Source organism: Methylobacterium isbiliense (assembly GCF_022179325.1).
GTDB classification, from domain to species: domain Bacteria; phylum Pseudomonadota; class Alphaproteobacteria; order Rhizobiales; family Beijerinckiaceae; genus Methylobacterium; species Methylobacterium isbiliense.
The window spans coordinates 1-21,124 of the sequence record NZ_BPQQ01000030.1 but is presented as its reverse complement, the minus strand read 5'-3'; the positions used below and the strand labels follow the sequence as shown (position 1 = coordinate 21,124).

The window sequence follows — 21,124 nt, the reverse complement described above, 5'->3', positions numbered from 1 at the left end:
ACATGAGCGGGCACGGCTCTAAGCGCCCACCCGATCGCCAGCATGATGACGGCGTAGAGCACGAACGCGGCGAGGCGGCGGGGCCAGGCATGGTTGTGCGATTTCGCCGGTCCGCTACTGCATTCCCGCAAGCTGTTGAATGGCCGCGGCACGGCCCCAGTTCGCCTGCAGGCGCTTGGCTTCGCGAGCCGCCTCCGCCGGACGCAATTTGCCCTGCGAGACCTGCTCCTTCTGCCATTCTTCAGGGGTCATTCCGAGGCGTTGCACGAATGTCGAGCGTCCCGTCGCTATGTCGAACGTTCGGGAGCCCATCGAGTTCGAACGTTTAGATACTCTCGCCATGCGGCACCCTACCAGCCTCGCTGCGTCGCAGTGTGGTACTATGATACTGCAAGAATCGGGTGCGGCCGGTGCATAATCGCCGGAATGTAGGAGTGAGAAGGGCACGATGGCTGACGCCTCGCTCTTAGAGTTGCCTCATCACCTGACATGGCAGCCCCCTGCCATCGTTGGGGCGTCACCGTCGGCTCTCGGCAGTAGCGCTCTGTTGCGTGAGTATGAGCAGTTTCTGGCGAAGAACGAGCGAGACATTGAGGACTGGGAAGCGCGCGGGGTGATGCTACGCAGCGTCCTCTGGGCTTGGGCTACAAAGCCGGACCCTGATCTTACGCTGCAAAAGATCAATGAAATGATCGCGCTTCATCAGCGCAATCTGCGTAACGAGGCGCGCGCAGTCGAACGGATGAAAAATCTGGCTGCGCGCGAGGAAAGAAACCTCCCGGCCTCGATTCTGCCCACGGTCTAACGGCTGAATAGACGGATGATTGCGCTGTCTGAACGGTTTTTCCGTGGCGCACAGGAGTTGGATCTTTTTCTTCGCGCCGTCCGTGCAGAGATGGATCCGGAGTCACGAGGCGGCCCGACATTCGATAACCCCGACGATTTGGAGGCGTATCTGCTGTCGGCGATGGCCTAGCAGTGCGCGTCACTCCAACTCCGACCTTCGTCAAGGCGCTGAAACGCCCCCGCCGCACCGGCAGAAGGGCGCAGCTCGAGCGCTCGCGAAGTTCATCGAAGCACCTCACCTACCCAGCCTCGACTTCCGAGCCCTGGCTGGGGCTCCCGGGTACCATATCATTGACCCGCAGAGCGGCGACCGGATCATCCTCCGAAAGGTGTCCGAAGACGAGTTCGAGGCGGTCGATGTCGGTCCGCACGACAACATCTATCGCTCCTGGAATCGCCGGTAGCAGCCCACCGGCTGAGGGTCTTGCACCCGACGGGCGATCCACCGTAAACCACCACCGTCCCGCGCCCTGCGCGTCGGGCTGAGAAGGCCGTCCCCCGTGGGCGGCCTTTCGCGTTCCGGAACCCCCCGACATGGCGAATGACCTGCGCGCGGGCTTCCTCGAGGCATCGCGGCTGCTCGGCGTCGATCCCACCGACCTCGGCACCGTCGTCTCCTACGAGACCGGCGGCACCTTCGACCCGTGGCAGAAGGGTCTCACCACGAAGTGGGGCACGCACCGCGGGCTCATCCAGTTCGGCGAGCCGCAGGCACGGGAGTTCGGAGCCTTCGAGGGCCAGAGCGCCTACGACCAGCTCACCGGTCCCGTCGTCGGCTACCTGAAGAAGGCCGGCGTGCAGCCCGGCATGGGGCTCCTCGACCTCTACTCGGCCGTGAACGCGGGCCGCGTCGGGCGCTACAACGCGTCGGATGCCGCGGCCGGCGGCGCACCCGGCACGGTGCGCGACAAGGTCGAGACCCAGATGGACGGGCACCGCGCCAAGGCGGCGGCCCTGCTCGGCGGCGAGTACACGCCCCCGGCTCCCCGCGCGGCCGGCGCCCCCGCAGGCGCGGCACCGGGCTCGGCCCCGTTCGGGTTCGCCGGGCCGGCGCCCTCTGCCAGTGCGGAGCCGGCCGCCGCCGACGATTCCGCCGACCTCGGACGGCTGATCGCGCAGCTGACGGCCGGCGCCGCGCCGACCGAACCCGAGACCGCGGCGGCCCCGCCGCCGCGCCTCTCCGCCGCCCCGCCGGCGGCGCCCTTCGACGCCGCCCGCTTCTTCGCGCTGCTGCCCCGCCGCGCCTGACCCGACCACCGCCGCCTGATCCGGCCTGGAGCGCCCTTGCGCTCCCGGATCGGCCTTGCGCGCCCGGATTCCGCCCATGCCGAACCTGACCAAGTGGTCGACCGATCCCGGGTCGAACGACCTCGTCGACGTCGCCTGCCCCTGGCCCGAGGGCATGCCGCGCCCGCAGGTGAACGATTCGGCGCGCGGCATGATGGCGTCGGTCGCCTGCTGGCTTGCGGACACTACCGGTGGCCTCGTCCTCGGGGGCGGTCCGCTCGCCTACACGGTCGCGACCAACCAGGACATCGACGCGCTCTCGGCGCGGGTGACGATCGCCTTCACGGTCACGACGGCGAATGCCGGGCCCGCGACGCTGTCGCTGAACGGACTGCCGGCCAAGCCCATCCGGCGGCGGTTCAACCGCGGCCTCGGCCCCCAGGACCTGACCCCGGGCGTGGTCTACCGCGCGGCCTTCGTGCCGGGGCTCGACGCCTTCCTGATCCTCTCGCCGGAGATCGAACGGCCCGGTGCGTTGCGAGCGCAGGCCGATGCCATCGAGGATCCCGGCTGGCTCCTGGCCGACGGGCGGGCCGTGTCGCGCGCCGCCTATGCGGCGCTGTTCGCGCACATCGGCACGACCTACGGCGCGGGCGACGGGTCGAGCACCTTCAATCTCCCTGACCTGCGCGGGCGCACGCTGTTCGGCGCCGACGCACAGGGCGGCGCGCCCGCGAACCGGCTCACCGGCGCGGGCGGCGTAGGCGGCGGGCTCGGCTCCAGCGGCGGCCTTGATGCGGCGGCGCTGACGAGCGGGCAGATGCCGAGCCACAGCCACGCGGCGACGATGTCGGACGCGGGCGGGCTTGGCTCGGGCACGACCGGCGCCGCCGGGGGGCACGACCACGGCGGCCTCACCACTCCCGCCGGCAGCCACAGCCACCCCGCGATCGCGACGAACGCCGGCACGCACGCCCACACCGGAAACGCGGCTCCGAACGGGGCGCACGCGCACGACGTCCAGAACCTGCGCATAGGCGCGCCGGGCGGCAGCGCGGCGCTGTTCGTGTCCTCCATCGGCCCCGGGGGCGCCAACACGGTGGCGCCGACCGAGTCGGGCGGCCTGCACGGCCACGGCTTGACGATCGATCCCGCTGGCGAGCACAGCCACCCGGTGACGATCGATCCGGCGCCGAACCACCAGCACGGCGTTCCGGCCATCCCGGACCACACCCACACCTTCCCCGGCACGCCCCCGCACACGCACGCGCTCACGATCGAGGCGGCCGGCGGCACCGCCCCCGTGTCGCGGATGCCGCCGAGCCTCGTCGTCGCGATCGCCATCAAGGCGTGATCACCTGGAGACCTCCGAATGGGCGTTCATGATTGGGATCTCGTGCCGGCGCGCAATGCGACGGCCGATCCGACCATCCGCGCGACGGACGGCGCCTCGCAGCGGGACGTGTTCTCCTCGCTGCGCGCCATGATGGCCGCGACCCGTGCGCTGGCGGACGATCAGGGCGGTGCCCTGGTGTCGGAGGGCACGGACAACGTCTACGTGATCAGCACGGCGTCCGGCCTCTCCGAGCTGCGGCCGGGCCTGATGATCAGCTTCTGGGCCGACCGTGACAACACGGACGAGCCCTTCCTCAACGTCTCGGGCACGGGGCCGCGGCGCTGGCGCGGCGCGGACGGCCTCTCGCTGCCGGCCGGGTCGGTGCAGCGCGGGCTCCTCTACACGGTGACGTGGACCGGGGGCCTCGACGGGCTGCCGCTCGAATGGCGCAGCGTCGGGGCCGCCAGCGCGGCACCCCGCTCGGCCGGCGTGTCGTTCGACCACTCCGGCAGCCCGGCCGAGCGCGCGCAGTACGACGCGGCGCCCAAGGGCACGACGTTCCTCTCCGTCGCCGACACGCCGCAGGGGCCGTCCTAGATCCTCTACATTAAGCGCTCCAACCTCTTCGGCGACTGGTCGACGGGGCTGCCGATCAAGGCGAGCCCCGCGCAGGCGACGGCGGAGGCGCAGGCGGCGGCCGACACGGCGAGCCAGCAGGCCGGCGTCGCGACCGCGAGAGCGTCCGAGGCGGGCCAAGCCGTCGCCGCGGCCTCGCAATCCGCCATGCTCGCCGCGCAGCGGGAGAACGCCGCGCGCGGGCAGGCGAGCATTGCCACCGGCGCGGCGACCGTCGCGGCGGAGCAGGCCGAGGCGGCCGGTGTGGCCGCCGCGAGCGCGACGCAGCAGGCCGCGATCGCCGACGCCCGGGCCGATGTCGCGACCACCCGCTCCGTGGCAGCGGCGGCCAGTGCCGCCACGGCCTCCGAGCGGGCCGCGGCCGCTGCGGCTGACGCGCTGGCGGCACGGCAACACCGCACCGTGAGCGAAGCGGCCCGCGCGGCGTCCGAGGAGGCGCGCGCGGCGTCCGACGACAGCGCCCTCGTCGCCGTCGCCGCCGCCTCGGATGCGCGCGAGGCAATCCGGGTCGCCGGGCTGCCGGTCTACGACTTCAACTTCTCGTCGTTACCTGACCCCTCCGATGATTGGAACAGCTGATGGCCAGACAGCCTCGTAAACTTGCGGGCATCGGCGCCGCGGACCTCTCCGACATGAACGCGATCAATGCGTATGTCGGCCCAATGCGCGAAGTCATCGTCGATGGTCAGACGCTGCGCCTGCAGAACGGACAGACCCCCGGCGGCATTCCGCTCGCCACGCAGGCCGGTTTGACAGCCGGGATGAATGAAGCGAAGCGCCGGGGCAAGCGCGTAGACTTGTCGGCGAACCCAACACTCGCAGATCTTCCAGAGGAAGGCGACTATATGTTCGCACGCAATACGCAAACCGGGAAGCTCAGCTTCTGGCACAACGCGCAGGGCGTGATCAAAGACGCCTTTGATCCTGGCACCTTCTAATTGGATTACTGATATGCGTAACCTCTCTACTCTCCTCGGAGCGTTGGCGCTCGGGGCGTTCCTCGCTGCGCCCGCCCACGCCCTTGACGTGAAGTCGTCGACCACGCCCGGTGCCGTGCCGGCCATCACCGGACCCGATGCGCTTGGGGACCGGGAGGTCGCGACCAACCGCGCCGATGGCCGGCTGTTCTGGAAAAAGCCGAATGGCACCCTCGGGACGTCGACCCTCCTCAACGCTTTGCCGTCCGGCCGCAAGGCGGTGGAGCAGGGCGACGGCTCTGACCTGTCCTTTACGGTGCCGAGGACCGGCGGCATCGCCCGGTCGGCGGCTCAACGCTTGCTCGACGTTGTCAACGTCAGGGACCACGAAGTCAAGTGCGACTATAGCACCGACGATACGGTAAAATTGCAAGAGGCGCTGGATGCAGTGCATCCGGTTTATGGTGGTGACGTCTGGATCCCGCAGGGTGGATGCTTCATCACGGCACCCCTGCGAATTCGTCGTCCGCTGACCAGCCTGCGCGGGGCCGGCCAATTCGTCTCGCAGATCATTACGAACTCCAGTACGTTCAACGCCATCGAAATCGAAGCCAGCTACGTTCGGATCGAAGAACTGCGGATCGCTCAGTATGGGTCACCAACAGCGACCCAAGTCTGGGCCATCCACGACAATACAGCGGGTGGCTCGGCCGATCTCGTCATTCGCAACGTAGAAATCGGTGGCGGACACAGCGGAATTTACTCGAAGGGTGGTCGCACTAATTTTTGGCGACCAAAGATCACTAACATCGCGCCTGGCACTGGCGTTGGCATTCAACTGGACGGACCGGCCGAGGCGCGTGATATTTACGCTCCCTATATGGAAAATCCCGGAGGACAGGACGCAAAAGCCGGTATTTACATCACTGGCGGCGCGGGAATTCTGTTGACAGGATGTCAGTTACAGAAAATGGGTTCGCCGCTTTGGGTTCATCCTGGGCCGGATTTCGTGGTTACGTCGATCATCTCGACAGGATGCTATTACGACACGTCGTCTGGTCCAAGTGTTTTCTTGGATGCTGGCCCCGACAACACGCGCGCTATCACCAATGTATCGTTCAACGGGAGCTGGTTGGGTAGCAACTCGATTGGCCTGAAGATCAAGGGCGTTACGTCCGGCGTGCATCTTGCCAACAGCGAGATTTACGGCAATTCCGGCGTCGGGATCGACACGTCGGAGGCGGTTGCAGTCGACGGCTTCCAAGTCACCGGCAGTCAGATCGCCGGAAATGGCGGCGCCGCCATCCTGCTCGGCAACAACCTTCAGAGGATCACCATCGCCGGCAATTTGATCGGCCCCGCTGGCAAGTGGGGGCCGAACGGCTCCGGCATCACGATCGGGACCGGCGTCGATTATTCGATGGTGGTCGGCAATAATTTATCGGCCAATACCGGAGCGGCGCTGACCAACAACTCGACCGCCACCCACAATCTCATTGTCAGCAACAACGACGGCCGAGGCACGCTGATGCTCGGAACGCCGTTACTGCCGACGACATCGACTATGGGCTTCCCCTACATGCCGGTCATTCTTGGCACGCCAACGGGGACACCTTCGTTCGTGTCGGGCGCGGCACCCTTTGCGGTGGCTGGTAGTGGGCAACGGCTTTGGGTCTACATCAACGGCGGCTGGAAGTACGCGCCGCTGCTCGACCCGTGAGGAAGATGGCTCGCCAACGCTCCTCGTGCCCTGTCCAGCGCATGTGCTCTGGCCGGTCGGACGGGCGCGCCTTGACAGAAGACATCTACGATCGCGGCCAGCGCCGCTAATTGTGCCGCTCCGGGAGCGGCATCTCCCGGAGATCCAACATGGTCGCCATCATGACGCCGCTCGGCATAGCGGTGCTGAAGTCGCGCGAGGGCGTGCGGCTGAAAGCCTACCTTGACAGCGCCCACGTCCCGACGATTGGCTATGGCCACACCAAGGGCGTCAAGCTCGGTCAGGTCATCACGCAGGCGCAGGCCGATGCGTTCTTCGCGGACGACCTCGCAAGCCACGCACTGCCGATCCTATCCTGCATCAAGGTCCCCGTGGCGGACCACGAGCAAGATGCCCTGATCTCGATTGCCTTCAACATCGGCGTGGCGGGCTTCCGAGGCTCGACCTTCCTCAAGCGCCTTAACGCAGGCGACCGGAAGGGCTGCGCCGAGGCGATCATGATGTGGACGAAGAACAGGGAGCTGGTCAGCCGGCGCACCGCCGAGCGCGACCAGTTCCTCACGCCCTACAGCAAGGCGGCGCCTAAGGCGCGCAGCACGGACGCCAAGCCCGTCAGCGCGCCCGGGGCGCCCAACCCAGCCCCGTCCGCCAGCGTCCCGAGCGTCAGCCCGCCCGCCCCCTCCGGCGGGCTTCTGCGTTCCGCGGCGCAGGCCGCCGGCGGCGCGGTCCGCTCCGGACTGGCCGGCTTCTACGACCTGATCCGTACCACCCTCGCCCGGAAGGCTTGATCCGATGCACCGGCACCGCTTCACGGCTCACTTGCGCCTCTGGTACGCCGCGGCCAAGGGCTACCGGATCTACGCGCTCGCCTTCCTGCTGGCGCTGCCCGACATGCTCGACGCGCTCGCGGGCGCCGACCTTGCGCCGATCCTGCCGGAGGGCTGGGGCACGGTGGTGGGCGGTTGGCTCGCCGTCCTGCGCATCGTGCTCGGCATCTACCTACGGCGCCTGCCGTCCCCTGCCCCGGGAGGACGGGCCTGATGGACTGGCTCCTCAACCCGGTCGGCAAGCTGCTGGGCGTCGTCGGCTCGGGGTTGATCAAGGTCTTTGGCGATTCGGTGCTCGGGCCGATCCTGAAGACGCTTCAGACCGGGCAGACCGCGCAACGCGACGTCGCCGTCCAGGTGGTGCAGGCCGAGATGGCCGCGAACGCTGCCAAGGCCGCGGTCGCGCCCGCGTTCAAGGGGCTCGTCTACGGCATCGGCATCCCGCCGACCGTCCACTTCGGGGCGATCTGCCTCTCGAAGACCTTCGCGCTCGGCTGGCCGATCGAGCCCCTGCCGGCCGAGTACGTAGCGATCCAGGCGACGATCCTGACCGCGTTCTTCGTCTCCTCGCCGCTCGTCACCCTCGCCCGCGCCGGGGCTGCCCGGCTGCTCAAGGCATAGCCCTCCCCCGCGCGCCCGGGAGGGTTGCGCCGACCTCCCCTGAGGCGTCATGACCACCTCCGTCCCCCATGTCGACGCACGGCTCTCGGCGCTCGAAACCCGCGTCGAGGGCATCGCCGGCTCGCTCAACAGCGTCGTGACGGCGGTGAACGCGCTGGGCGAGAAGATCGATCGCGGGAGGCAGACGCCCTGGGGGGTGATCTGGTCGGCGATGAGCGTGGCGACCGCGATCATCACGGTGATCGGCGGGCTGGCCTATTGGCCGATCAAGGAGGGGCAGGCCGACGTCAAGGCGTCGCTGCTCGCCATGCAGGAGCGCTCGGACCGCCGGCTCGAGACGCTGAACGCCAGCGTCGTGCCGCGGGCGGAGCACCAAGAGCACTGGCGGCAGGCGGAGCGGGACTTCGGGTTCCTGCGCGACCGGGTCGGCCGGGTCGAGGAGCGGCTCGACAAGCGGCTGGAACGGCTGGAAGCGCGGCATTTCAAGCCCTGACGGCCTCGCCTAACACTCATCAACACCGCGCCCCGGGCTCCGGCTCGGGGCGCCTTTCTGCGTCCGGGGGATTATCCGGCCACGGCCCGTCCCGCCCGATCACCTGGTACGACGGTGGCAGGCCCGTCGCCGGCCCGACTCCCGATGTGCACCGGGCATAGTAGGCCGCCATGTCCTTCATCACGACCACCTCCCGGTCGCCGCAGGCCGAGCAGCGCAGGCGCAGGGCGATGTCGGGGAAGGGTAGCTCGGCAGGGAAGCGGTCGGTGCTGATCACCGCGTGGTGGCCGCAGCCCCGCGCGTGGCAGTACACGGCCGCGGTGGTCTCGCCTTGCTCCCGCAGGCTGCTGACCGTGGGCGGGGCGATCTCCCGGCCGTCGCGGCGCGGGTTGCGCACCAGGCTCAGGCAACCCCGATCTCAAACTCCATCCCTCGTCCGGGTCCTTGGTCGGCGTAGTCGATGAGGGTGTATCCCCGCTCCGCCAAGGCTACATCCAGGCTGTCGCGCTGTTTGCGAAACACCTGACCGATCGCGAGAGGCGTCAGGCGTGGGTTGCCTCTCCTGAGCTGCTCTATCCCGATGTTGAGCGGTGCGCTCTCTCGATCCGCGATGCGAATGATGGCTGATGCCAGCTCTGCAGCCTTCGTCTCAATGGCCGACTTTGCCTTGAATGCCATTCTGATCTCCTTGCTAGGTTGAAGCGCCCTTAGCTGCCCTGAAGGTTTTCGGCGAAGTCATCGGGCACTTCGCCGAACTGGCCGAGGATCGTGACGCTCTCCAGCTCGCCCGTCTCGTCGTCCGCCACGATCCGCAGCGCCGCCGTGCCCGGCGTCCGCCCGGCAATTGCCTCGGCCCGCTTGAGCGCGCCGCTCTCGGTCGGTGCCACATCCCGCTGGCCCGGCCGCAGCTTCTTGCGGTGCACCTCGAAACTCTGCACCACGAACGTCGTCCGCATCCCCATCACGCCCTCCTGATCGCGTAGTCCCCGCTTCGCACAGCCTGGCAGCGCGGTCTTGACCGGGAACCGTCGGCCTGTTTGTTCTCTTTTCGTTCTAACATGGAGGGCGGGCGTGAGTCTCTACCGGGTCGGCGAGGCGGTAGCGGATCTCAGCGGGTTGGTACGCATCCCCTTCATGCGTACGACCCTCTGCGCTGGCTTTCCCTCGCCCGCTGAGGACTTCATCGAGGGCGCCCTCGAACTCCCCCGCTGGCTCGCCCCCAACCCCGCCGCCACCTTCATCTGGCGCGTGCGCGGCTGGTGCATGAAGGGCGCCGGCATCCACGACCAGGACCTCGCCGTGGTGGATCGCTCGCTCCAGCCCAGCGCCGGTGCCGTGGTGGTCGCGGTGGTCAACGGCGAGATGAGCCTCAAGCGCCTCGTCGTCCAGGGCAACCGGCTGGCGCTTACCTTCGACAACCCGGAGATGGAGGAGCCCTTCGCGCTCGACGAGCTGGAGGAGGGCCTGCTCTGGGGCGTGCTGCTGTTCTCGGTGCGCTGGCACCACGTCCGCCCGAGCACCGTGCGATGAGCCGCGCCCTCGCGCTCGTCGACGGCAACAGCTTCTACTGCTCCTGCGAGCGCGTGTTCGATCCGCGCTTGGCCGGCGTGCCGGTGATCGTGCTGTCGAACAACGACGGCTGCGCCATCGCCCGCACGGCCGAGGCCAAGGCGCTCGGGATCAAGATGGGCGATCCATACTTCAAGATCCGGGAGATGTGCCGGCGCCAGGGTGTGCGGGTGTTCAGCAGCAACTACGCCCTCTACGGGGACATGTCGGCGCGCACCAACGCGGTCTACCGCACCTTCGCGCCCGACGTGGAGATCTACTCGATCGACGAGAGCTTCCTCGACCTCTCCGACGTGCGCGAGCGCGACCGCGTGGCGTTGGCCCGCGATCTCCGCTCGACCGTGCGGCGCTGGACCGGCATCCCGACCTGCGTCGGGATCGGGCCGACCAAAACGCTGGCCAAGCTCGCCAACCACATCGCCAAGAGCGTGCCGGAGCTGGGCGGGGTGTGTGACCTCTCCGACGAGGCGGAGCGCGCGCTGTGGCTGGTCGGTATTTCAGTGGGCGAAGTCTGGGGTGTGGGGCGCGCCTCGCTCGCCAAGCTGCAGGCGCTGGGCGTCGACACGGTGGCGGACCTGCGCGACCTCGACCCGCGGCCGGCCCGCAAGGCGCTCACGGTGGTGGGCGAGCGCATCATCCATGAGCTGCGCGGGCGTGCGTGCCTGGCCCTGGAGCTGGTGCCGGCCCGCCGCAAGGGCTGCGCGGTGACGCGGAGCTTCTCGTCCCGGATCACCGAGCGGGCGGTGCTGGAGCAGGCTGTGGCGGCGCATGCGACCCGGCTGGGCGAGAAGCTGCGGCGGGACGGGCAGGCGACCGATCAGGTGACGGTCTTCTACCACACCAGCGAGCACGACCGGGGCGATCCGATGCGTTCGGTCTCGACGGTGGTGCACCTGCCGGAGGCGACGAACGACACGCTGGCGCTGATCCGGGCGGTGCGGCTCGGGGTGGCGCGCACGTGGCGCGAGCCGGCCGGCGCGCCCTGGCGGTACAGCAAGGCCGGGGTGATCACCACCGATCTCGTGCCGCTGTCCGAGAGTCCGCGGACCCCGCTCGGGGCGCTCGAACGCGAGGCGGCGGTGCACGTGTCGGTTGCGCGCGCCAGGCGCGGAGCGTGGTGCCGGCCCGGGTCGGGCTTGTGCCAAAGCGGACGTGGTCGACGAAGACCGGATGCGACGAGACCGCGCTGCACCGCTCGGCTCGACACGGTGCCAACGGTGTTGGCGCAGCCTCCCTTCGCAAGGGCGTCGGCACGGATTGCGGTGCCCCGTGCTCCCTCCGATCTGCTGCTCGTCCGGTGATCCTCCCAGCCCCTTCCCGCGGCAAAGGCGTGCGCGGGCGTGAGACGGCCATCACTTCGCCCGACAAAACGATCTCGTGATGCTTTCGAGTCACAGGTCAGACTGCTGACAAGTTGACGCGCTCCGGAGCGGCTGTGTCATTTGTGCGGCGACGGCCTCATCAGTGCAACGGTGGGTCTTGTCTGCCGGAGATTATGCCTTTACCAACATCTCAAGCACAGAGGGGGGAGCAAGATGGGCGCGACTGGCTTCGACAATAGTGTCGTTGAGTTCACTTATCGATTTCCGAATTACAACTCTGATTACCCGACGGGCGGGACCGATTCCTCACTCGACAGGGTCGGAACTGGTGTTGAGTTTCCGGATGGGCTTATCGGATATTTCAGCTTAGATTTGACTAACAACACCATTTATGTCGATTACGGATCGTACGTTTGGTGGACCACGGCGGGCTTCAACGGCTTCAATATTCGAGATTACGACAATTCCGTGCCGTCGATAGCCGACTTCACGCTCGAAACCAATATTGCAGGCCTTGATCGTAGCGATGTGATATTCAATGCTGACAACATCGCGATCAATTGGAATTCTTTGCAGGCAGATCCGAGTTCTTTCGTTCGTCTGACAGTCAGATTCGAGGGAGTTAATGTTCCACCGACAGTCGACCTGAATGGATCGGCTGCGGGGGTCAACGCGGCCCTGAGCTACAGAGAGGATCAGGGGCAGGCTGCGGTCGCGCCCGATGCCTTGGTGTCGGATGCCGACTCGCTCAACTTCAGCGGCGGGCAACTCGTTATCGGCTTCGAGGCTGGCGGGACCGCGAGCGATCGACTTGCGATCCGCAACGAGGGCAGCGGGCCCGGCCAGATCCGCACGAACGGCAACGCCATCGAGTATGGCGGGACCGTCATCGGCACCTTCACGGGAGGGATGAACGGCACCGACCTCGTCGTGTCCCTGGATCTCAACTCCACGCCTGCGGCCGTCCAGGCCCTGACCCGCAGCATCCTCTACTCCAGTTCCTCGGACTCGCCGTCTGCCGCGCCACGCACTCTGCGGTTCACGTTGTCCGACGGCGACGGTGGCGTGACGCAGACCGGCACCGTCGTCACGATCACCCCCGTCAACGATCCGCCGAGCCTCGACCTCGACTTTGGTGTCGCCGGCACGAGCGCGTCGCTCACCTACACGGAGAACCAGCCGGCGGTGCCGCTCGCGCCATTCGCCGTTCTGAGCGACGCCGACTCTCTCAACTTCGACGGTGGATTGCTCAGCATTGGGTTCGATGCCGGCGCGACCTCGGCCGACCAGTTGGCCATCCGCAACCAGGGCACCGGGACGGGTCAGATCGGCCTCGCCGGTTCCACCGTCACCTATGGCGGGTCGGCGATCGGCACGGTCACTGGCGGGGCGAACGGCGGCGGCCTGTTCGTGTCCCTCTCCGGCACGGCCGCGACGCCAGCCGCCGTGCAGGCGCTGATGCGCAATATCCTGTACGCGAACACCTCGGAGAACCCGAACGCTGGGACGCGGACCCTGCGGGTCACCTTGGTGGGTGGGGACGGCACCGCTCTCGGCGGCGGCGACACGGCGCAGGCAACCGCCGCGCTGACGCTCGTGCCGGTGAACGACGCGCCGACTACCGACACACTGGCGACCGGTTGGGAGGAGGAGCGGCCACTCCTACTTTCGCTCAAGGGCGCCGATGTCGACGGCAGCGTGACGGGCTTCCGCATCGTTCAGAGCCCGCCGATCGGGGGACAATTCCTGAACGAGGCCTTCCAGCCCCTCGATCCCCAGTCCATTCCGGTGAGCCGGGACGGCATGGCCTTCATCTGGTATGTGCCGCCGCGCGATTTCGCTGGTGTGTCCAGCTTCACCTACACGGCGATCGACGACCGCGGCGTCGCGGACGAGACACCTGCAACCTACACCGTCTCCTTCACGGCCGTGAATGACGCGCCGGTGAACGCAGTGCCAGAGAGCCAGACCCTGGTCGAGGACGGCACCCGGGTGTTCAGCGTGGCCAACGGCAACGCGCTCTCCGTTTCGGACGTCGATATCGGCACGGGCGCGGCGACCGTGACGCTGTCGGTAACGAGCGGCGTGCTGACCCTTTCCGGAACCACGGGCCTGACCTTCGCGTCTGGGGACGGCAGCGCCGATGCGAGCATGACCTTCACAGGCGCACTCGCGGCGATCAATGCTGCACTCGACGGCCTGACCTACGCACCTCCGGCGAACGGCACCGGATCGGCGACTCTGACGCTCATGACGAGCGACAACGGCCTCTCCGGCGCGGATCCGAGCCAGACCGGCACGAACACGAGCGAGACCGACACGGACTCCGTCGCCATCACGATCACGCCCGTCAACGACACCCCGGAGGCCGCGGCCGAGAACGCGTTCACCACCGCCGAGGACACCATCTCGGCCCCGGTTGCGATCGGAGCCACGGACGTGGACGGCGATGCGCTCTCCTATGCGCTTAAGGAGGGCTTTGGCCCCGCCAAGGGCGTCGTCTCATTCGACCCGGCCAACGGCACGTTCACGTACACGCCCGTCGCCGACGCGACCGGGCCGGAGCGCTTCACCGTCCTGATCTCCGACGAGAACGGAGCCACGGCGGAGCAGACCGTGTCGGTGACCATTACTGCGGTCAACGACGCCCCTGTCGCACGCGATGACCTTGCGACCGTCGCCGAAGACAGCCTCATCACCAACTCAGTCGCTACTAACGATGGCGATATCGACGGGGATTTTCTTCGCTATGCGCTTGCTGGCGAGGCGCCGGCCGGCCTGATCTTCAACCCGGACGGCAGCTACAGCTTCGACGCAGCGGGTCTCGCCTACCAGAGCCTCGCGCGGGCCGAGAGCCGCGAGATGGCCGTCGGCTACACGGTCAGCGACGGTCACGGCGGCAGCGACTCAGGTCGACTCACCATCACCGTCGCCGGCGCAAACGATGCTCCCGTCGCGTCCGACCACGAGTTGAATGGAGCCGTCGCCAATCCGGGCACGTCCTACGGGGCACGACTGTTTGCCGACGACATCGACAGCGACGACGATCCCGACACACTCACCTACAGGCTCGTCGATGGCCCGCCGCCCGGCCAGGGTACGCTGACCTTCGAGGGCCGCACGCCCATGCTCGCTGTAGGCAACGACTTTGCCGATCTAGCGCAGGGCGAGATCCGCGACGTCGTGATCACATACAAGGCCACCGACCGTCACGGAGCGGATTCGAACACCGCCTCGCTGACCTACCACGTGCGGGGCATCAACGATGGCCCGACCGCGGCGAACGTCACGCTTGCGACGCGGGCGAGCGAGGACGGGCCGGCCATAGTCGGCCAGTTCGCGGGCGAGGACGTCGACAGCGACGACGACAGGGCCAGCCTGACCTACACGGTGGTGACCCCTCCGGCCGCCGGCAGGGTGACAGTGGACGAGAACGGCACGTTCCGGTTCGATCCGGGCGCCGACTTCCAGAGTTTGGCGGCGGGCGAGGAGCGTCAGGTCACGTTCGCCTACACGGCCACGGACCGCCATGGGGCGACCTCGACCGCGGCGACGGTGACTCTCACGGTGGTAGGCACGAACGACGCGCCGGAGGTGGTCGCGATCACCGACACGCTCACCAACGAGGATGCGGCGCCGGTCGACGTGAATCTTCTGGCCGGGGCCACGGACCGCGACGTCCGCGACGACCTCGACGTCACCGGCGTGGAGCTCGGCTCCTCAAACCTTGCGCGCTCGGTCGCGGCCGACATCAATGTTGAGACGGGCGCGCTCAGCCTCGACCCGGCGCAGTTCGGCGACCTCGCTGCCGGCGAGCGCGAGACGCTCACGGTCCGCTACTTCGTCACGGACGGGTCCGTGGCAGTGGCCAACACCGCCACGATCGTGGTCGAGGGCCGCAACGACGGTCCCACCGTCGCGGGGCCGCTGCAGAGATCCGCCCGCGAGGATGACGCCCCCTTCAGCCTCGATCTCCTCGCAGGTGCCAGCGACATGGACCGCGGCACCGTCCTGAGCATCGATCCTGACGGCATCCACGGGCTGATCACCGGCCTGTCGGTCTCGGGCTCGACGCTGACGGTCGATCCTGCCGCCGCCCCGTTCCAAGCTCTGGCGGCCGGCGAAGCCCGGGAGATCGCGGTCCGCTACGACATCAACGACGGCGACGGCGGTGTCGTGAGCCAGGTCGCCCGGATCACGGTCACGGGCGTCAACGACAGACCCGACTTCGCCGCGGGCGCCGTCGTCACGGTCGCGGAGGCCGAGAATCTCACCAACGCACCCCTCGATACGCCGGTCGCAGCCTCCGGGTCGCTGGCCTTCTCCGACCGGGATCTGACCGACGCGCACGCGGTCTCCCACCGTCTCGCATCGGCGGTGTGGTCGGCCGGCGCTCCACTCCCCGCCGGGGTGGCGCAGGCGCTCGCGGATGCGCTCGTCACCCGCGTCTCTGCCGCGAGCACCGGGACCGGCGCGGGGTCGGTCGCGTGGTCGTTCGCGCTTCCGGACGCGCTCGCGTCGGTCCTGGCCGCGGGCGAGCGGCTCACCGTGGCCTACGAAGTGACGATCGACGACGACCATGCGGGCGGCACCGACACCGAGCGGGTTGTGATCACGATCGAGGGCGCCAACGACGTGCCGGTGGTCACGGCCGTGGTGCCCGGCGACACATCCTTCGCTCAGCTCACGGAGACGAATGCCGGTCTCACCACCAGCGGCACGCTGACGGTCACGGATCCCGACCTGACCGACACGGTCGCTCTCCGCGTGGCGACGGTCGCGCTCTCCGGCACCACCCACGGCCTCGACGTCCCGTCGGATCGCCTCCTGGCGATGCTCACCGTCGCTCCGGCGACGGTCGGCGCTGACGACGGCGCGGCCCACAACGTTGGCTGGATCTTCGATTCCGAGAGTGCGCCCTTCGATTACCTGGCGGCCGGCGAGGAGTTGAGGCTCGTCTACACGATCCGGGCATCGGACGGCGCGGGCGGGATCGGGGACGGCACCGTGTCGGTGGTGATCAGGGGCTCGAACGACGGCCCGCGGATCACCTCGGGTGAGCAGGCGGCGGCCCTGATGGAGACGGATCTGCCCCTCTCGGCCGCGGGACGCGTGACCTTCAGCGATGCCGACGCGAGCGACGCTCCGGCGGCGTCCCTGGCCGGTGCGAGCCTGTCCGCATCCGGCCTCGCCTTGACGGCAGTCCAGGAAGCGGCGTTCCGGAACGCCTTCTCGGTCAGCGCCGATGGCACGTGGCGGTACGCGCTCGCCGCATCCGACTCGCAGTTCCTGGCCGTCGGTGACACGGTCGCGCTCACCTTCACGGTGGCTGTTGACGACGGGAGGAGCGGCCGCGCCGCGCAGGACGTCGCGATCACGGTGACAGGATCGAACGACGGCCCGCTTCTCGTCCACGCCCTTCAGGATCAGATCGGCCGGGAGGACACGCCCGTCAGCATCAGGGTGCCGGAAGATGCGTTCGCGGACATCGATGCCGGGGATTCGCTACGCTACACAGCCAACTTGGCGAACGGTGCCCCGCTGCCGTCGTGGCTGCACTTCGATGCCGCGACCCGGACCCTCTCAGGCGTACCCGAGAACGGCGACGCCGGTACCCTCTCGATACGGATCACGGCCACGGATACCTCCGGTGCCAGCGTGCAGGACACGTTCACGCTCGCGATCCAGGACAATGCCGGGCGGCTCGTGAACGGTACCAACCAGGCAGACGTGATCGATGCGGCGTTCAACGCCGGGCGGGGCACGACCGCGGGCGAGGACACGGTGCTGGGCGGCAATGGCGCCGACCAGATGTACGGGCTCGATGGCTCCGACCTGCTTCTCGGCGGGAACGGCGACGATCGCCTGTTTGGAGGTCAGGGTCGCGACCGACTGGAGGGCGAGACCGGGGCTGATTGGCTCGACGGCGGCTTAGGGGCCGACACCCTCCTGGGTGGACAGGGCAACGACACGCTGGTCGGCGGAGCGGGAGCCGACGTGTTCGTGCTGGGCAAGAGCGGAGGATCGGACACAGTGACCGACTTCCAAGTCGGAACTGACCGCTTGGAGCTGCTCGATGGGCTCACGGCCCGCAGCGCCACCCTGGCGGACGCAAACCACACCGGTGCACTGGATCTTGTAGTCCAGCTCAGCAACGGGTCCGTGACGCTGCTGGACACCGGGGCTGTTGCGAACTGGCAGACCGAGCTGTTCGGGCCGTAGACTCGCATAGCCGGGATGCAGGAGAGGAGAACCGCATTCCTCTCCTGCATTCGAGGGTGTCCCAGCCGCGCCGATCGGCCTCTGGCCCGAAGTCGTCCACAAAGCGCCGGCAGTTCGCCAGCGTCTCGGCCCACTCGTCGGTCCTGAAGCCCGGGCAAGGCGCTTGGCCGGGTGAGAGGCTGGCGAGGCCGCGGGACCATTCGAGGACGGTTGGCGAAGGGCTGGCGGTCTGGATGGTTTCGAGCATGGCGGGTTCAAGATGGGGCATCATGCCGTTCACTCTTGAACCAGTCGCGAGCCGCCGAAGTGCGGTTCACAGGTTCAGTGAACCTGAGAGCACTTCGCAAATCAGCCGGCTTCGGGAATTTTCCTGAGCAATCTCAGGAGGGTAGATGGTGGGCGCGACAGGGATCGAACCTGTGACCCCTACGATGTCAACGTAGTGCTCTCCCGCTGAGCTACGCGCCCGCGGAGGCCGCCGTTGCGGGAAGCGGCTCCGGTGTGGAGGGGCGTATAGGGGGACGCGGCCGGAATGGCAAGCCGGTTCTCGCCGGACACCCGGACCTTTCCGCGCCGCGGCGGCTGGGCTAGGAGCGCGCCAGCGGCTCTCGGGCCGGGCACGGGCGCGGAGACAGCGTGGCGGCATTGCAGGCATCCATCGTGCCGCTGGGCGGCGATCCGGTTTCGCGCAGCTTCGCGCCCGACCCGCACGATGCGGCGGCCCTGATCCTCGACCTCCAGGGCGCCGGCCTCGCCGGCCGATGGGTCGAGGTCAGCTTTCGCGACGAGGGCCGGGGCTCCTTCAGCCGGGTCGAACTCGCGGCGCTGTCGAACGCGCCCGGGGAGCCCGAGAGCACCAGCCTCGCCGAGCGCGCCTACGGCAACGGCCGCTTCACCTGGCTCGGGCGGCTGCCCGCCGGGCTGCTGGCCCTGCGCCTCACGCCGATGCTCGGCGAGACCGATCTCAGCCTCAGCGACTTCACCATCCGGGTGCAGCGCCGCCTCGTCCTGCTCGGACGCGGGGCGCTGCGCCGGCCCGACCTCGCCGCGCAGGCGGTGCTGTGGCGGGCGCTCGGCAAGAAGGTCCGCTCGCGCAACCGCCTCACCCGCGCCCTCACGCCGCCGGGGCTGACGGGCTACGACACCTGGGTGCGCTGCTTCGACACCCTGTCGGAGGCCGACCGGGCGCGCATCCGCGCCGAGGTGGCCCGGATGCCCGCGCCGCCGCTGATCTCGGTGGTGATGCCGGTCTACAACCCGGATCCGGCGGTGCTGGAGGAGGCGATCCGCTCCGTGCGGGCCCAGCTCTACCCGCATTGGGAACTCTGCCTCGCCGACGACGCCTCGACGGATCCGGCGGTGCCGCGCCTCATCGCCCGCGCGGCCAAGGAGGAGCCCCGCATCAAGGCCGTGCGGCGGGCCGAGAACGGCCACATCGCGCGGGCCACCAACACCGCCCTCGATCTCGCCGAAGGGGCCTTCGTGGCCTTCATGGACCACGACGACGTGCTGCCCGCCCATGCGCTGTTCGAGGTCGCCGCGGCGATCCAGCGCCAGCCCGACCTCGACCTGATCTACACCGACGAGGACAAGATCGACGCCAAGGGGCGGCGCTTCGAGCCGCACTTCAAGAGCGACTGGAACCCCGAACTCCTCTACTCGCAAAATTACGTCAACCATCTCACGGTGGTGCGCACCGCGCTGGTGCGCGCGGTCGGGGGCCTGCGTCCGGGCTTCGAGGGCAGCCAGGACCACGACCTGCTGCTGCGGCTGGCCGACCGGCTCGCGCCGGAACGCATCCGCCATCTGCCGCAGGTGCTCTATCACTGGCGCGCCGCGATCGGCTCAGGGACCTTCTCGGACAAGGCGCTGGCGCGGGCCGAGGCCGCCCGGCTCCAGGCGCTCGCCGACCTCATCGCCCGCCGCGGCTGGCCGCACCGGGCGGAGCGCGGGCCGCTGGGCTTCAACCGGCTGGTGCGCGCCCTGCCCGCCCCCGCCCCGCGCGTCACGGTGGTGATCCCGACCCGGGACCGGGCGGAACTGCTGCGCGTCGCCCTCGATGGAGTGCTGCACCGCACCGACTACCCCGCCATCGAGGTGGTGATCCTCGACAACGACAGCCGCGAGCCGGAGACGGCCGCCCTGTTCGCCGGGATGCAGGCCGATCCCCGCGTGCGGGTGCTGGCGAGCCCCGGCCCCTTCAACTTCTCGGCCCTGTCGAACGAGGGCGCGCGGGCGGGACGCGGCGAGCTTCTCCTCTTCCTCAACAACGACATCGAGGTGCGCGAGCCCGGTTGGCTCGCCGAGATGGTCTCGATCGCGGTCGAGCCGCAGGTCGGAGCGGTCGGGGCCAAGCTGTCCTACCCGGACGGGACGCTCCAGCACGGCGGCGTGGTGCTGGGCGCCGGAGGGGTGGCCGGGCACAGCCATCTCGGCATCGGGCCCGAGGACCCGGGCTATTTCGGCCGCATGATGATCAGCCAGGAGGTCTCGGCCGTCACCGGCGCCTGCCTGATGATGCGCAGGGCCGTGTTCGACGAGATCGACGGCTTCGATGCCGCGCGTCTCGCCGTGGCCTTCAACGACGTCGACCTCTGCCTGCGCATCCGGGCGGCGGGCTACGTCATCATCTGGACGCCGCACGCGCATCTCATCCATCATGAGTCGAAGAGCCGCGGGCAGGAGGACACGCCGGCCAAGCGCGCCCGCTTCGAGGCGGAGGTCGCCACCATGCTGGAGCGCTGGGGGCCGCAGCTGCGCAACGACCCCTACTACAATCCGAACTTCGCCCGGGCGAAGGCGCAGTTCCGCCTCTGGTGAGCCGCCTCCGCCCGCGGGCGGCAAAATTGCTGCGCTGCACGGAAATCGTGTGCGGCGGGCGTGGCCAAGGCGGCGCAAACCTGATTAGAGCGTGCCCGCGGAACGACGGGTCGACGGAGTGTCGCAATGCGCGTGGCGATGGTGGGATCCGGCTATGTCGGTCTGGTGTCGGGAGCGTGCTTTGCGGATTTCGGGCACGACGTGGTCTGCGTCGACACCGATCCGGCCAAGATCGCGGCGCTCAAGGCCGGCCGCATCCCCATCTTCGAGCCCGGCCTCGACGCCCTCGTCGCCGAGAACACCCGCCAGGGCCGCCTCACCTTCACCACCGACCTTAGCCCCGCCGTCGCGGGCGCCGACGCCGTCTTCATCGCCGTCGGCACGCCCTCCCGCCGCGGCGACGGCTTTGCCGACCTCTCCTTCGTCTTCCAGGCCGCCCGCGACATCGCCCGGGCCCTCGCCCGCCCCACGGTGGTGGTCACCAAGTCCACCGTCCCGGTCGGCACCGGCGACGAGGTCGAGCGCATCATCCGCGAGACCAACCCCACAGCCGAGGTCGCCGTCGCCT

General features: G+C 68.6%; 17 protein-coding genes, 1 tRNA gene and 2 pseudogenes. 16 read left to right on the top strand and 4 right to left on the bottom strand.

Annotation, left to right across the window (positions count from 1 at the left end):
- Window positions 1–448: 448 nt before the first annotated feature.
- The 11 genes from MFF61_RS12910 (at window position 449) to MFF61_RS12860 (ending at window position 8,623) form a co-directional block, all read left to right on the top strand.
- Window positions 449–805 (top strand): hypothetical protein, encoded by a 357-nt coding sequence (locus MFF61_RS12910; RefSeq protein ID WP_238235541.1) that lies wholly within the window; start codon window positions 449–451, stop codon window positions 803–805.
- Window positions 806–1,380: 575 nt separating this feature from the next.
- On the top strand, window positions 1,381–2,094 hold the full coding sequence (locus MFF61_RS12905) for a hypothetical protein (RefSeq protein ID WP_238235540.1): 714 nt from the start codon (window positions 1,381–1,383) through the stop codon (window positions 2,092–2,094).
- A gap of 76 nt (window positions 2,095–2,170) precedes the next feature.
- On the top strand, window positions 2,171–3,427 hold the full coding sequence (locus tag MFF61_RS12900) for a tail fiber protein (protein WP_238235539.1): 1,257 nt from the start codon (window positions 2,171–2,173) through the stop codon (window positions 3,425–3,427).
- 18 nt (window positions 3,428–3,445) lie between these two features.
- Window positions 3,446–4,006 carry a hypothetical protein gene (locus tag MFF61_RS12895; RefSeq protein ID WP_238235538.1) on the top strand — a complete coding sequence of 187 codons (561 nt, stop codon included), beginning with the start codon at window positions 3,446–3,448 and terminating at the stop codon, window positions 4,004–4,006.
- A gap of 186 nt (window positions 4,007–4,192) precedes the next feature.
- On the top strand, window positions 4,193–4,624 hold the full coding sequence (locus tag MFF61_RS12890; RefSeq protein WP_238235537.1) for a hypothetical protein: 432 nt from the start codon (window positions 4,193–4,195) through the stop codon (window positions 4,622–4,624).
- The gene (locus MFF61_RS12885; protein ID WP_238235536.1) at window positions 4,624–4,983 is read left to right on the top strand and encodes a hypothetical protein; all 360 of its coding nucleotides are present in this window, start codon (window positions 4,624–4,626) and stop codon (window positions 4,981–4,983) included. Before MFF61_RS12890 ends, MFF61_RS12885 begins: the two co-directional genes overlap by 1 nt.
- A 13-nt stretch (window positions 4,984–4,996) precedes the next feature.
- Entirely contained in the window at window positions 4,997–6,682 is a 1,686-nt protein-coding gene (locus MFF61_RS12880) for a right-handed parallel beta-helix repeat-containing protein (RefSeq protein ID WP_238235534.1), read from the top strand.
- Between the two features lie 149 nt (window positions 6,683–6,831).
- A complete protein-coding gene (locus MFF61_RS12875) occupies window positions 6,832–7,470 on the top strand; it encodes a lysozyme (RefSeq protein ID WP_238235533.1) in 639 nt (212 codons plus the stop codon).
- Window positions 7,471–7,474: 4 nt separating this feature from the next.
- Window positions 7,475–7,723, top strand: coding sequence for a hypothetical protein (locus MFF61_RS12870; RefSeq protein WP_238235532.1), 249 nt, complete (start codon window positions 7,475–7,477; stop codon window positions 7,721–7,723).
- On the top strand, window positions 7,723–8,130 hold the full coding sequence (locus MFF61_RS12865) for a hypothetical protein (protein ID WP_238235530.1): 408 nt from the start codon (window positions 7,723–7,725) through the stop codon (window positions 8,128–8,130). Before MFF61_RS12870 ends, MFF61_RS12865 begins: the two co-directional genes overlap by 1 nt.
- Before the next feature lie 49 nt (window positions 8,131–8,179).
- Window positions 8,180–8,623 carry a hypothetical protein gene (locus MFF61_RS12860; RefSeq protein WP_238235528.1) on the top strand — a complete coding sequence of 148 codons (444 nt, stop codon included), beginning with the start codon at window positions 8,180–8,182 and terminating at the stop codon, window positions 8,621–8,623.
- A gap of 19 nt (window positions 8,624–8,642) precedes the next feature.
- On the opposite strand, the gene MFF61_RS12855 is transcribed toward MFF61_RS12860, so the two are convergent.
- Genes MFF61_RS12855 through MFF61_RS12845 form a run of 3 tightly spaced genes read right to left on the bottom strand, consistent with a single transcriptional unit; the run spans window position 8,643 to window position 9,585 of the window.
- A complete protein-coding gene (locus MFF61_RS12855) occupies window positions 8,643–9,020 on the bottom strand; it encodes a hypothetical protein (protein ID WP_306423392.1) in 378 nt (125 codons plus the stop codon).
- Window positions 9,021–9,025: 5 nt separating this feature from the next.
- Window positions 9,026–9,301 (bottom strand): adenylosuccinate synthase, encoded by a 276-nt coding sequence (locus tag MFF61_RS12850; protein ID WP_238235527.1) that lies wholly within the window; start codon window positions 9,299–9,301, stop codon window positions 9,026–9,028.
- A 29-nt stretch (window positions 9,302–9,330) separates the two neighbouring features.
- Window positions 9,331–9,585, bottom strand: a complete 255-nt coding sequence (locus MFF61_RS12845) for a hypothetical protein (RefSeq protein ID WP_238235526.1) — start codon at window positions 9,583–9,585, stop codon at window positions 9,331–9,333.
- 109 nt (window positions 9,586–9,694) lie between these two features.
- Here MFF61_RS12845 and MFF61_RS12840 point away from each other — a divergent pair, with 109 nt between their 5' ends.
- The 3 genes and pseudogenes from MFF61_RS12840 to MFF61_RS12830 all read left to right on the top strand — a co-directional run bounded on the left by MFF61_RS12840 (window position 9,695) and on the right by MFF61_RS12830 (window position 17,736).
- Window positions 9,695–10,153, top strand: a complete 459-nt coding sequence (locus MFF61_RS12840; protein WP_238235524.1) for a LexA family protein — start codon at window positions 9,695–9,697, stop codon at window positions 10,151–10,153.
- A pseudogene (locus tag MFF61_RS12835) lies at window positions 10,150–11,418 on the top strand (Y-family DNA polymerase); the annotation flags it as partial. The gene MFF61_RS12840 and the pseudogene MFF61_RS12835, both read left to right, overlap by 4 nt.
- A 309-nt stretch (window positions 11,419–11,727) precedes the next feature.
- Entirely contained in the window at window positions 11,728–17,736 is a 6,009-nt protein-coding gene (locus tag MFF61_RS12830; protein WP_238235522.1) for a cadherin-like domain-containing protein, read from the top strand.
- Window positions 17,737–18,129: 393 nt separating this feature from the next.
- Here the strand turns inward: MFF61_RS12830 and MFF61_RS12825 are convergent.
- A tRNA-Val gene (locus tag MFF61_RS12825) sits at window positions 18,130–18,204 on the bottom strand.
- A 168-nt stretch (window positions 18,205–18,372) separates the two neighbouring features.
- Here MFF61_RS12825 and MFF61_RS12820 point away from each other — a divergent pair.
- A complete protein-coding gene (locus MFF61_RS12820) occupies window positions 18,373–20,556 on the top strand; it encodes a glycosyltransferase family 2 protein (protein WP_435404803.1) in 2,184 nt (727 codons plus the stop codon).
- 126 nt (window positions 20,557–20,682) lie between these two features.
- Window positions 20,683–21,124: pseudogene (locus tag MFF61_RS12815) on the top strand (UDP-glucose 6-dehydrogenase); the annotation flags it as partial.

What these genes read in the sequence shown, in the direction of transcription:
- MFF61_RS12850 (WP_238235527.1), bottom strand. Translation starts at nt 9,301, where the DNA reads ATGGCATTCAAGGCAAAGTCGGCCATTGAGACGAAGGCTGCAGAGCTG.
- MFF61_RS12860 (WP_238235528.1), top strand. Translation starts at nt 8,180, where the DNA reads ATGACCACCTCCGTCCCCCATGTCGACGCACGGCTCTCGGCGCTCGAA.
- MFF61_RS12830 (WP_238235522.1), top strand. Translation starts at nt 11,728, where the DNA reads ATGGGCGCGACTGGCTTCGACAATAGTGTCGTTGAGTTCACTTATCGA.
- MFF61_RS12890 (WP_238235537.1), top strand. Translation starts at nt 4,193, where the DNA reads ATGCTCGCCGCGCAGCGGGAGAACGCCGCGCGCGGGCAGGCGAGCATT.
- MFF61_RS12905 (WP_238235540.1), top strand. Translation starts at nt 1,381, where the DNA reads ATGGCGAATGACCTGCGCGCGGGCTTCCTCGAGGCATCGCGGCTGCTC.
- MFF61_RS12910 (WP_238235541.1), top strand. Translation starts at nt 449, where the DNA reads ATGGCTGACGCCTCGCTCTTAGAGTTGCCTCATCACCTGACATGGCAG.
- MFF61_RS12845 (WP_238235526.1), bottom strand. Translation starts at nt 9,585, where the DNA reads ATGGGGATGCGGACGACGTTCGTGGTGCAGAGTTTCGAGGTGCACCGC.
- MFF61_RS12865 (WP_238235530.1), top strand. Translation starts at nt 7,723, where the DNA reads ATGGACTGGCTCCTCAACCCGGTCGGCAAGCTGCTGGGCGTCGTCGGC.
- MFF61_RS12885 (WP_238235536.1), top strand. Translation starts at nt 4,624, where the DNA reads ATGGCCAGACAGCCTCGTAAACTTGCGGGCATCGGCGCCGCGGACCTC.
- MFF61_RS12895 (WP_238235538.1), top strand. Translation starts at nt 3,446, where the DNA reads ATGGGCGTTCATGATTGGGATCTCGTGCCGGCGCGCAATGCGACGGCC.
- MFF61_RS12880 (WP_238235534.1), top strand. Translation starts at nt 4,997, where the DNA reads ATGCGTAACCTCTCTACTCTCCTCGGAGCGTTGGCGCTCGGGGCGTTC.
- MFF61_RS12875 (WP_238235533.1), top strand. Translation starts at nt 6,832, where the DNA reads ATGGTCGCCATCATGACGCCGCTCGGCATAGCGGTGCTGAAGTCGCGC.
- MFF61_RS12870 (WP_238235532.1), top strand. Translation starts at nt 7,475, where the DNA reads ATGCACCGGCACCGCTTCACGGCTCACTTGCGCCTCTGGTACGCCGCG.
- MFF61_RS12900 (WP_238235539.1), top strand. Translation starts at nt 2,171, where the DNA reads ATGCCGAACCTGACCAAGTGGTCGACCGATCCCGGGTCGAACGACCTC.